The 11,220-nt window shown below is 69.2% G+C and carries 11 protein-coding genes and 1 pseudogene; 6 read left to right on the top strand and 6 right to left on the bottom strand.

The features are described 5' to 3' along the window. Positions 1 to 162: 162 nt before the first annotated feature. Entirely contained in the window at positions 163 to 1,212 is a 1,050-nt protein-coding gene (locus ACFYXF_RS03350; protein ID WP_389347637.1) for an MsnO8 family LLM class oxidoreductase, read from the bottom strand. A 36-nt stretch (positions 1,213 to 1,248) separates the two neighbouring features. After that, positions 1,249 to 2,307, bottom strand: a complete 1,059-nt coding sequence (locus tag ACFYXF_RS03345; protein ID WP_389347635.1) for an LLM class flavin-dependent oxidoreductase — start codon at positions 2,305 to 2,307, stop codon at positions 1,249 to 1,251. Between the two features lie 111 nt (positions 2,308 to 2,418). On the opposite strand from ACFYXF_RS03345, the gene ACFYXF_RS03340 reads away from it, so the two are divergent. Further along, positions 2,419 to 2,970, top strand: coding sequence for a winged helix-turn-helix transcriptional regulator (locus ACFYXF_RS03340; protein WP_389347633.1), 552 nt, complete (start codon positions 2,419 to 2,421; stop codon positions 2,968 to 2,970). A 60-nt stretch (positions 2,971 to 3,030) separates the two neighbouring features. Here the strand turns inward: ACFYXF_RS03340 and ACFYXF_RS03335 are convergent, their stop codons facing one another. The 4 genes from ACFYXF_RS03335 to ACFYXF_RS03320 all read right to left on the bottom strand — a co-directional run bounded on the left by ACFYXF_RS03335 (position 3,031) and on the right by ACFYXF_RS03320 (position 6,271). Next, entirely contained in the window at positions 3,031 to 4,233 is a 1,203-nt protein-coding gene (locus ACFYXF_RS03335) for a cytochrome P450 (RefSeq protein WP_389347631.1), read from the bottom strand. A 401-nt stretch (positions 4,234 to 4,634) separates the two neighbouring features. Next, on the bottom strand, positions 4,635 to 4,832 hold the full coding sequence (locus ACFYXF_RS03330) for a ferredoxin (protein ID WP_389347628.1): 198 nt from the start codon (positions 4,830 to 4,832) through the stop codon (positions 4,635 to 4,637). Positions 4,833 to 4,865: 33 nt separating this feature from the next. Beyond that, positions 4,866 to 5,003 carry a hypothetical protein gene (locus tag ACFYXF_RS03325; RefSeq protein ID WP_389347626.1) on the bottom strand — a complete coding sequence of 46 codons (138 nt, stop codon included), beginning with the start codon at positions 5,001 to 5,003 and terminating at the stop codon, positions 4,866 to 4,868. After that, positions 5,000 to 6,271: a cytochrome P450 gene (locus ACFYXF_RS03320; protein ID WP_389347624.1), complete on the bottom strand. Its 1,272-nt coding sequence runs from the start codon at positions 6,269 to 6,271 to the stop codon at positions 5,000 to 5,002. Before ACFYXF_RS03320 ends, ACFYXF_RS03325 begins: the two co-directional genes overlap by 4 nt. A gap of 177 nt (positions 6,272 to 6,448) precedes the next feature. On the opposite strand from ACFYXF_RS03320, the gene ACFYXF_RS03315 reads away from it, so the two are divergent. The 5 genes and pseudogenes from ACFYXF_RS03315 (at position 6,449) to ACFYXF_RS03295 (ending at position 11,219) form a co-directional block, all read left to right on the top strand. Then, positions 6,449 to 7,102: a TetR/AcrR family transcriptional regulator gene (locus tag ACFYXF_RS03315; protein WP_389347622.1), complete on the top strand. Its 654-nt coding sequence runs from the start codon at positions 6,449 to 6,451 to the stop codon at positions 7,100 to 7,102. A gap of 55 nt (positions 7,103 to 7,157) precedes the next feature. Next, a pseudogene (locus ACFYXF_RS03310) lies at positions 7,158 to 8,073 on the top strand (aldo/keto reductase). 329 nt (positions 8,074 to 8,402) lie between these two features. Beyond that, positions 8,403 to 9,299, top strand: a complete 897-nt coding sequence (locus tag ACFYXF_RS03305; RefSeq protein WP_389347620.1) for a helix-turn-helix transcriptional regulator — start codon at positions 8,403 to 8,405, stop codon at positions 9,297 to 9,299. Between the two features lie 167 nt (positions 9,300 to 9,466). After that, the gene (locus tag ACFYXF_RS03300; RefSeq protein WP_389347617.1) at positions 9,467 to 10,318 is read left to right on the top strand and encodes an aldo/keto reductase; all 852 of its coding nucleotides are present in this window, start codon (positions 9,467 to 9,469) and stop codon (positions 10,316 to 10,318) included. Positions 10,319 to 10,469: 151 nt separating this feature from the next. Beyond that, positions 10,470 to 11,219 carry an SDR family oxidoreductase gene (locus ACFYXF_RS03295; protein ID WP_389347615.1) on the top strand — a complete coding sequence of 250 codons (750 nt, stop codon included), beginning with the start codon at positions 10,470 to 10,472 and terminating at the stop codon, positions 11,217 to 11,219. Position 11,220: the final 1 nt, after the last annotated feature.

Raw genomic sequence — 11,220 nt, 5'->3', positions numbered from 1 at the left:
CTGGCATTCGCCCTGCCCTGTGTGCCCTCGCCGATCCACCTGCCGGCGGGGCGGTCGACGAGGGGCGGATGCCCCGGTGGCCTCGCCGACCGCCGGACGTTCGGCCGGGCCCGGACATCTTCCGGGGCGGTCAGGGCCCGGAGGCTGCTCCCATTGCCGTTCTCATGCCGCGTCGGCCTCGGCCGACCGCGCATCGGCGGTGACGCCCAGGGCTTCGGCGATGAGCGCGTGCGAGTATCGGCGGGCCTCCTGGTCGGGGCTGATGCTCTGGAGCATGACCTCGGTCGCTCCGGTCTCCTCGATCATCTGCAGGAGCTGGTCCCGTACGGTCTCGGGGCGGCCGGCGAGCTGCCGGGGCCACCGGCCGTTGACGATCCTGGAGGGCTCGTCCTTCTGCGCGGTGGTGAGCGTGCGGGAGGCTTCGTCGACGGACGGGACGACCGGGGCAGTACCTGTTCGGCCCAGGCTGTCGAAGATGGCCCGGGTCGGCCAGGTCATCCGGTGCGCCTCTTCATCGGTGTCGGCGGCGAACACGGCGACGCCGAGCATCACCTGGGGGGTCTCGGCACCGTACTGGGTGGGCCTGAACGCCTTGCGGTATGCCCGCAGGGCGGGAACCGCCCCGCCCGGGTTGATGAATCCGGCGAAGGAGTAGCCGACGCCCAGCGCGGCGGCCAGTGCGGCGCTGCTCCCGGAGGAGCCGAGGATCCATGGGTCGGGACGGGCGGTCACGGTCGGCATGAGGTCGATGCGACGGAAGGGATGATCGGCCGGGAAGTCGTGGTGCAGGAAGGCCAGTACTTCCTGCACCTGCTGGTCGAAGTCGTCGAGATGGCCACTGTCCCGGTCACGCCGGAGGGCGATGTCGACGAGGGGTCCGGTGGTCGCCCGCCCGAGGCCCATGTCGAAGCGTCCTGGTGCCACGGTCTCCAGCTGCAGGAACAGTTCGGCGACCTTCAGCGGGCTGTAGTGGTTGAGCAGGATCGCTCCGGACCCGATGCGGATGCGTTCGGTCTCCCGTGCCACGACGCCCATGAGGACCTCGGGCGCGTGCGAGCCCACGGTGCCGAGGCCGTGGTGCTCGGCGAACCACATCCGGTGGAAGCCGTGCTGCTCGGCGTGGACGGTGGTGGCAAGTGCCTCGTCGAACGCGTCGATCGCGGTCTTGTCGCGCGGGACCGTGGCCTGTTCCACGATCGAGAGTTTCACCATGGTCTGATCTCTTCTCGTTGTTCGATTGATGTCGCGTTATCCGAGGAGCTCGCGAGCGAGGAGTTCGAGGGTTCGTTCTCGGGTGGGGGAGCGCCGCGCGGGGCCTCCACGGCGGGCGGACGGCACCGGATGGATCATGACCTCGTCGACGCGGAAGCGGTCGGCCAGGGTTCGTACCTGCTCGGCCGCCGTGGCGGCGTCACCGAGGACGAAGGTCTCCCGGAGGGCGTCGACGACGGGGCGCAGGGAGTCCGTGATCGGGAGTTCGGCGGCTTCCTCCGCCAGATACTGGCGTTCGAAGGGCTGTCCGGTCTCGAAGCGGGCCAGGATGTGCAGCTGCGACAGGGCCAGGCAGTCCGCTTCCTGCCGGGTGTCGGCGACGACGGCGTTGACGACGATGATCGCCTTCGGTTCGGCGAGCTGCCGTGACGGACGGAAGCCGCTCCGGTACGTGGCCAGTGCCTGCTCGGTCCCGTGCCCGGCGAAGTGGTGCGCGAAGGCGAAGGGCCGGCCCTGTCGCGCGGCCAGTTCGGCCGAGTAGGTGCCCGAGCCCAGCAGCCACAGGTCGGGCTCGCTCGTGGCTCCCGGAATCGCCTTGAGGTTGTAGGCGCTTGTCCGGCCGGCCCGGCTGATGTCGAGGTCCAGGCCGCCCTTGGTCATCATCGCGGCGAGCTGCTCGACGTGCCCGGGGTAGTGGTCGCCGTCGTCGCCCCTGCCGCCGCGCAGCAAGTGGGCCGTGACACCGTCGCCACCCGGGGCTCGTCCGATCCCCAGGTCGATGCGTCCGGGGAACGCCGCCTCCAGGAGAGCGAAGTTCTCCGCCACGGCCAAAGGGCCGTAGTTGGGCAGCATGATGCCTCCCGAGCCCACTCTGATCCGCTCCGTCGCGGCCGCGACCAGGCCGAGGAGCACGGACGGGTTCGTGGACACGAGGCTGGCTACGTTGTGGTGCTCGCCGATCCAGTAACGGTGGTAACCGAACCCGTCCGCGGCCCGGGCCAGGGAGGTCGTGGCCGCGATCGCGTCACTGCTGGTCTGGTCCGTGCGGATCAGGACGTGGTCGAGTACGGACAGGGCCGGCATGGACGCGCTCACTCTCGCCAGACACTCCCGGGCGCGGGCACACGAAGGCTTCGCCACCTGGTGGGTGCTAAAATAGAACCAAGTGACTTCGACTTTAGCAGTAACGGAATGAGGGCGGTCAAATTGCCAAGCCGGATCAGGCTGGAGGACCGGGAGTGCCCGCTGTCCACGACGGTGGAGCACGTCGGTGAGTGGTGGACGCTGCTGATCCTTCACGACGCCTTCGACGGCTACACCCGCTTCGACCAGTTCCAGGAGAGCCTGGGCATCTCGTCCAGCATGCTCACCACCCGGCTGAAGGCCCTCGTCGTGGACGGCCTGCTGGAGCGTCGGCCGTATCAGACCAACCCGGTTCGCCATGAGTACGTGCTGACCGACCTCGGGCGCTCGCTGCGCCCGGTGATCGTGGCGCTGGCCGCGTGGGGCAACTCCCGTCTCGCGCCGGAGGAGCGCAGCATGATCCTCGTCGACGCGCACAGCGGCGAGGAGGTCGAGCCCGTCGTCGTCGACGCCAGGACCGGCCGGCGCCTCGACGACAGCGACGCGTACGTTTTCACCGCCGGCCCTGCCGCGAGCGACGCCATGCGCGACCGCTACCACCCGGGGCGGGTCGGCGGTGGAACCCCTTCGTCGGCCGGGCTGAACAGCGCCGTCGGCGTGTCGAGCCGGGACTGACGTGGCCGCGTGATTCCGGACGGGTGCCTGCCGGTCTCACGCGGCCTTACGCAACTGCCCTCACCACGTGACGGGCAGCTCCTCGATCCCGTAGACGATGGTGTTCTTCTTGAAGGCGACGTGCTCGATGGGGACGGCGAGCCGCAGTCCGGGCAGCCGCCGGAAGAGTTCGGGCAGGGCGATCTGGAGCTCGGCCCGGGCGAGTGGCTGGCCGAGGCACTGATGGATGCCGTATCCGAACGCCAGGTGCCGGCGCGCGTCGGCACGGCCCAGGTTCAGACGGTCGGGGTCGGTGAAGATGCCTGGATCGCGGTTGGCCACATTGCCGGCGATGATCACGCCTTCCCCCGCCGGAATGGTGACACCGCCGATCGTCACGTCCTCGAGGGCGTGACGACGCAGTCCGGAGTGGACGATCGAGAGGAAACGAAGCAGTTCCTCTACAGCGTTCACGACCTCGTCCGGGCCTCCGAGCAGACGGGGGACCTGGTCGGGGTTGCGCAGCAGGGCGACGGCGCTGAGGGCGATCATGTTCGCGGTGGTCTCGTGACCGGCGAACAGGAGGAACACGGCCAGATCGGTGGCGTCGCGTTCTGTGACGGTTCCCGTGTCCACCTGCTCGGCGAGGCGGGACAGCACGTCGTCACCGGGGCTCCGCCGCTTGGTCGCGAGCAACCGCAGCAGATACGCGTTGAGTTCCTCCCACGCCTGTGCGAACTGCGGCCCTGTCGCGGTGCCGTCCACGAAGACCCTTGAACGGTCCTGGAAGTACTCGTGGTCCTCGTACGGCACACCGAGCAGGTCACAGATCACCAGTGAGGGCAGCGGCAGGGCGAAACGCTTCACGAGGTCCACGGGAGCGTCCGGCCGGCTCATCCCGTCGAGCAGCCGGCTCGTGGTCCGGGCGATCCCGGGACGCAGCGCGTCGATCTTCCTGATCATGAACTCGCGGGTGAGGGCCCGTCGCATCGTGGTGTGGACCGGCGGATCGTAGTTGGCGAAGAACCCGTGCGGGAGCGGTGGCAGATCCGGCAGGTGGCCCGGGAAGCCCGGGTGCGTCTGATCGCTGCTGAACGCCGGGTTGCCCAGCACCGCGCGGGCGTCCTCCCACCGGGTCACCAGCCAGGCGCTGAGCCGTCCGTCCCAGATGGTCACCCGGCTTATCGGGTCGTCGGCCCGCAGGCGGGAGTATTGGGGAGGCGGGGCGAGGGGGGAGGTCCGGGGCCGGGCAAGGGAGTATTCGGGTGTGTCCGCAAGGGGCATGGGGGTTCCTTACGTTGTGGGTGGGTTTGGTTTCGGTCACTCGTAGGATCGAAGGGCCCAGGTGTGTCGGGTGTGGCTCATGGGCGTCTGCCCGTCCGGCGGGCGGCGATGAAGCGGCGCGAGGCCAGGTCCCCGGCGGCCACGGCTACTTCGTCATGGCCGTGCGGACAGCCGCATGCGCGGATCCTCATGTCGGACTGGTCGGACTGGTCGGACCAGGGTTAGGGCACGGGGGCGAAGGGGCGGTGGTCCCGTGGGTCCGCGCGGCGGACGGGCGTACGGCAGGTGGGGCTCGTCGCCGACGAGGGTGATCGTGCCCTCGTAGCGCTGCCCGTGCGGCGTCTCCGCGGTCGTGAGGCCACCGGTGGGGGCGCCTCCGACGACGATCCGGTCCATGGCGTTCACGATTCCCGGACGTGGATGGCCGCCGCGGGGCAGACCGTCGCGGACTCGCGTACGGCGCCGTGCAGTTCGGGGGCGGGCGTCTCGTCGAGCAGCACGACCATTCCGTCCTCGTCGCGCTGGTCGAAGACGTCGGGGGCGATCAGCACGCACTGCCCCGAGGCCACACACTTCGGGACGTCTACTTCTACCTTCATCGTGGTTCTCCGGTTCGTTCTCGTACGGACGGTTCAGCGGGTGACGCTCAGCAGGCCTGTGGTGAGGCCGCCGCTGGTGCCGCCGACTGTCGGACCGGGCGGCGCGCAGTTCACGCGGACGCCCTGCTCGCCGAGGGCGACCGCCGTGTGCGGGGTCCGTAGGACGGTCACCAGGTGACGGGGAGGGCATGGACGCCGTAGATGTCCACGTCGGTCTTGAACGGAACGTCCTCCAGCGGCACGGCGAGCCTCAACGTCGGTATGCGGCGGGCCAGCGTGCTGTAGACGATCTGGAGTTCCACGCGGGCGAGCGGCTGGCCGAGGCACTGGTGGATGCCGTAGCCGAAGGCCAGGTGGTCACGGGCGCCGCGCCGGATGTCGAGGGTGTCCGGGTTGTCGTAGTGGCCCTCGTCACGGTTGGCGGAGAAGGTCAGCGGCATCACGGCCTCGCCCGCCTTGATCCGGCGACCGCCGATGACGGTGTCCTCCTTGGCGACCCGCCAGTTCGGCTCGTTGAGGATGGTGAGGTAGCGCAGCAGTTCCTCGACCGCGAGCGGGGCCAGGGAGGGGTCCTCGCCGAGGGCCTTGTACTGGTCGGGGTGCTGGAGCAGGGCGAGGGTGCCGAGCGCGGTCATGTTGCCGGTGGTCTCGTGCCCGGCGACCAGCAGGATGAAGACGATCCCCTGGACGGCGCGGCGGTCCAGCCTGCCGGTGCGCAGCTCCTCGTGGACGAGGCGGCTGACGATGTCGGCCTCGGGATCGAGGTCCGGGTCGGCGTCGCGGGAGTCGACGAGGTCGTAGATGTAGTCGTTGAGCTCGCCGAGTTTGACGGAGCGTTCCTCGTCGGAGACGTTCCGCCTGAAGAGGTACGTCGTACGGTCCTGGAAGAAGGCGTGATCGCTCTGCGGGATGCCGAGCAGCCAGCTGATGACGGTGTTCGGCATCGGGGAGGCGATCGCCTCGAACAGGTCGGCGGGCCTGGGTCCGGCCAGCATGTCGTCGATCAGGTCGTCGACGACCTGCTGGATCCTTGGCCGCATGGCTTCGACCCGCTTGACCATGAAGTCGCGGGTGACCAGGCGTCGTAGGTCGTCGTGGACCGGCGGATCCATGCGCAGGAAGGACGGCAGGCCTGAGCCGGCCAGGGCGGCGTTGGCCTTGCCGCTCGGGCTCAGCGGGTAGTCGGGGCGGGAGCTGTCGGCGCTCAGCGCGTCGCTGAGCATCGCCTCGCGGACGTCGTCGTACGTGGTGATCAGCCAGGCGTCACGGCCGTGCAGGTTGGCCGGGGCGACCGGGCAGTGCGAGCGGAGAGCGGCGTACTCCGCCGGCGGGTCGAAGGGGACGGACCGTGCCATCGGGAAGGTCAGTCGCTCCGCGCCGCCCGACAGGCGGCGGATGAGGTCGTGTGTGGGGCCGTCGATGTGTATGTCGGCGGGCATGTCTCACAGCTCCGTTCCGGGCAGGAAAGCTGATTCGGTGAACGATGTTTAGTAACTTGATGAACACCGTAAACCACCGGCATCGCAAGCCCGGAACCAAGCAGGGCGGATTTGGACACGGCGCCCACCGACCCGGAAACTGACGGGGCCGCGCGGACCAAGAGGGGTGAGTCGTCGATGAGTGCTGCACAAGGCGCCGTGAAGCGGGTCCCGAACCGCTGGGGAGAGGGTCAGCGGCTCCGGCAGGAGATCCTGGACGCGGCGGGCCGCCTGCTGGAGGAGACCGGGCGCCCCGAGGACATCTCGCTGCGGGCGATCGCCCGCGAGGCTGGGGTGACCGCCCCGGCGATCTACAAGCACTTCAAGGACAAGGCCGAGCTGATGTGGACGCTGCTCGACGGCGTGTACGCGAGCATGGCCGAAACTCTGCGCGCCGCGCGGCGTTCGGCGCCCACCGGAGATGCCTGGGCGGGGTTGCGCGCCGTCGTCGAGGCCTATTGCCGCTTCGCGTCCGACGAACCGCGCCGCTACGAGCTGCTGTTCCGCATCGGTCCGACGCTTTCCTCGTCACCGGAGTCCGACCGCCATCCCATGGGACGCGTCCTGGACGCTTGGTGCGAGGCCACGGTGCCTTATCTGGACGAGGCGCGCGACAGGGACGCCACGAGTGATCCCGACGGCCGACCTGATGCGCGCCAGGCAGCCAAGTTGCTGTGGAGCGGACTGCACGGTCAGTTCGGTCTGTGGTGGAACGTGTCCGACGTCAGCGAGGCGTCCGAACTCGACGAACTGCGCGATTCCCTGATGCTCGCTCTGTTCGGCCGCCGGTGACGATCGTGCGCCGGGCACCTCCGGACTGAAGGTCAGCCGTATCGCCCTGGGATGCATGAGCTTCGGCGACACGTCGCAGATGCCGTGGGCCCTTAACGACGACGGCGCCGAGCCGGTCTTCCGCCAGGCCGTCGAGTCCGGGATCACCTTCTGGGACACCGCCAACATCTACGCCTACGGCACCTCCGAGGAGATCGTGGGCCGCGCGATCAAGAAGTACACGAAGCGCGACGACGTCGTCCTGGCCACCAAACTGTTCAACCCCATGCACGACGGACCCGGCGGGTCGGGCCTGTCGCGCAAGGCCGTGATGGAACAGATCGACGCCTCCCTGACCCGCCTGGGCACCGACTACGTCGACCTCTACCAGATCCACCGCTTCGACCCGCAGACCCCGGTCGAGGAGACCATGGAAGCGCTGCACGACCTCGTCAAGGCCGGCAAGGTCCGCTACCTCGGCGCCTCCTCGATGTGGGCCTGGCAGTTCGCCACCATGCAGCACGCGGCCCACAGCCACGGCTGGACACCCTTCGTGTCCATGCAGGACCAGTACAGCCTCCTGGCGCGAGGAGGAACGCGAGATGTTCGGCCTGCTCGCCCACACCGGCGTCGGCTCCATCCCCTGGGGCCCCCTGGCCGGCGGCCGCGTCACCCGCCCCTGGGGCCAGGACACCACCGTACGGGCCCAGGCCTCCCCCGACACCGACCACCTCGGCCGCCCCCTGTTCGCCGACACCGACGAAGCCATCGTCGACGCCGTCCAGAAGATCGCCGACGCACACGGTGTCCCGATGGCCCAGGTCGCGCTGGCGTGGGTCCTGAAGAACCCCGTCGTGTCCGCGCCCATCGTCGGCGCCACCAAGACCCGCCACCTCACCGACGCCGTAGCCGCCCTCGACCTCACGCTCACCGAGGACGAGATCGCCGCACTGGAGGACCCCTACACCCCCCGCCTGCCCACCTACTTCTGACCGGCTTTCTTCCCCCACGGAGCTGAGCACGTGCGGACTCCGCGGAACTCGGCATCGTGGGTGGCGAACGGTGCCAACTCGCTTGCTCGGTTTGCGGGTTGCCGCGGAATACCCCACCGCTCAGGCTGCTGAGGTGCATAGTTGCGTGCGGGCCCGCCGGGACGCGATGTGGAGTGCGCTGATCAACCGGTCGATCTGTGCGGGGGAGGCGCCCTTGCGTACGGCCGGCTCGGCACGGCGTGTGTCGTGGCTCTGGAGGTGACGGCCTGAGCCAGTTCGGGCGAGCCCGTATCGGCGGACGGCGGTCGGGGGCTGTCACACTGAGGGTTGTGGCACGTGAGCAGCAGGAAAAGAGCAGCGGCACCGAGCTCGGCCGCTTTCTGCGCGCCCGCCGGACGGAAGTCAGCCCTGAAGAGGCCGGCATCAAGGTGGGCCCCGGATTGCGTCGGACGCCGGGGCTGCGGCGGGAAGAGCTGGCCACCCTCGCCGGGGTGAGCATCGACTACTACGCCCGCTTGGAACGCGGCCGGGAGACGCACCCCAGCCCGGCCGTCCTCGACGCTCTCGCACAGGCACTGCGTCTCGGGGAAACCGAGCACAAGCACCTGCACGACCTCGGTCTGCGTGCCGCCCGCAGGCCGTCACCGAGCCAGGGACCGCCCAGTCGCTCAGTGGACCCCGGGGTCGAGTTGCTGCTCGAGCGCCTGCGGCCCTTCCCGGCCCGGGTGCTCAGCCGCACCATGGACCTGCTCGCCGCCAACCCGGGAGGCCTGCGGACGCTGACCGGTATCGAACGCTGGCCGGTCGAGCAGCGCAACATCGCGAGGTACGTCTTCCTCCACCCGACGGCCCGCGAGCTCTTCCCCGACTGGGAGGTGATGACCCGCGGCTGCGTCGCGCGGCTGCGTGCCCTGGCGGGCACCGACCCGGACGCTCCCGACCTCGCCGAACTCGTGGACGAACTGCTCCTCAAGAGCCCGGAGTTCACCCGGTTGTGGGAGTGCTACGACGTGAGGGCCTTTGCCCAAGGGAGCAAGACCCTGCGGCATCCCGAGATCGGAACTGTCACCCTCCGTTACCAGTCGCTCCTGATCGAAGGCTCTCCTGGGCATCGCCTGGTGACGTACTACGCCCTGCCGGGTACGCCCGACCACGACGCCGTGGTCCTCCTCGACCAGGCGGATCAGGGCCACCGTACGACCCCCACGGAGAAGTCCCCGGGCTGAGCAGCGGGCGTTCCGAACCGATGGCATGCGTGGGGGGTACTGGCACACCACTGAACGGCAGGGCGTGCCGCTGGGGAGGAAACGGTGGCCAGAAGGTGCCAAGGTGGTCCGGGAGCGTCGATCTCCATGTACAGCACTCCACTCCCGTACGTCCGGAAGGGCATCCCATGGAGAAGGTCAGGCTGAACAGCGGTGTCGAGATGCCGATCCTCGGGTTCGGTGTCTTCCAGATCCCGTCGGAGGAGACCGAACGCGTCGTCACTGACGCGCTTGCCGTCGGCTACCGGCTGCTCGACACCGCCGCCGCGTACGGCAACGAGGAGGCTGTCGGCCGCGCCATCAGGAACAGCGGCATCCCGCGCGAGGAACTGTTCGTCACCACCAAGCTGTGGATCCAGGACGCACCCGCGCAGGACAACACCAGGCATGCCTTCGAGACCTCGCTGGCCAAGCTCGGCCTCGACCACCTCGACCTGTACCTGATGCACCAGCCTTTCGGCGATGTCTACGGTCAGTGGCGCGCCATGGAGGATCTGCACCGCGAGGGCCGCGCCAAGGCGATCGGCGTCGCCAACTTCTACCCCGACCGGCTCCTCGACCTCATCGTCAACAACGAAGTCGTGCCCGCGGTCAACCAGATCGAGACCCACCCCTTCTTCCAGCGCGCCGACTACCAGGAGCTGATGCGGGAGCACGGCGTCCGGATCCAGTCGTGGGGCGGCCTCGCCGAGGGCAAGAACGACATCTTCACCCATCCGGTCCTGAGCGAGATCGCCGAGAAGCACGCCAAGTCGGTGGCCCAGGTCGTGCTGCGCTGGCTGACCCAGCGCGGAGTCGTCGCGATCCCCAAGTCGGTCCGCGCCGAGCGCATGGCGGAGAACATCGACGTCTTCGACTTCGAGCTCACCGACGACCAGATGGAGTCCATCGCCACCCTGGACACGGGAACCGCGCTGATCTTCGACCACCATGACCCGGCGATCGTCGGCCAGATCGCGAAGCGGCGCCTGAACGACTGAGCCGGTGGAGCGGTGACGGAAGGAAAGGCCGCACTCGTCACCGGGGCGAGTGGCGGACGCGGGCTGCAAGGCGCTCGCGGTGACCGCCGACGTGACCGACCCGCACCGCGGCGGACGTCGCAGACGCTGACATCACGAACAGGAACGGATCATGACAGTTTCCACCGTCCTCGTCGTCGGCGCGACCGGCAGTATCGGCCGGGAAGCCATGGCCGCCGCCACGGAAGCAGGGCTCGCCCCGCGAGCCCTGGTTCGTGATCTCGGCCGCGCGAAGCGGGTGTTGCCCGCCGACACGGACTTCGCCGTCGGTGACATCACCCGCGCAGACACCCTCGCGGACGCCGTCCGCGAGGTCGACGCGATCATCTTCACGCACGGCTCCAACGCCGGCGATCACCAGCGGGTCGACTACGGGGCCGTGGCCAATACGTTCCGGGCTCTCGGGAGGCGGCGGCCCCGCATCGCCCTGATGTCCTCGATCTATGTGACTCGCCAGGGCCAGGGTTACGGGCCCGTCATCGACTGGAAGCGGCGGGCCGAATGGCTTGTCCGCGCCTCCGGAGCGCCTTATACGATCGTTCGCCCCGGCTGGTTCGACCGCGTCGGTTCCGGCGACGGGCGCCTCGTCCTCGAACAGGGAGACACCGGTGACGGTGGCATCGGCCGCGACCAGCTCGCGACCGTGCTGGTGCGGTCGCTGCTGACCGATGCCGCCGTCGGGAAGACCTGCGAACTGTTCGCCCGCTCCGGAACGGCGTCGTCGGACTGGGCCGCGCTGTTCACACCGCTCGACCCCGATACCGGTCTCGACGGCGCGCACGACAGCGCCCGGGTGCCCCTGGACGCCGAACCCGCTGGAGTCCAGCGGGACATGGCGGCGGTACGCGCCGTCACCGAGTAGC

It is taken from the genome of Streptomyces sp. NPDC002680 (genome assembly GCF_042889145.1).
GTDB classification, from domain to species: Bacteria; Actinomycetota; Actinomycetes; order Streptomycetales; family Streptomycetaceae; genus Streptomyces; species Streptomyces adonidis.
Note: the sequence above shows the minus strand (reverse complement) of the source record. Positions and strands in the feature narration are given on the sequence as shown.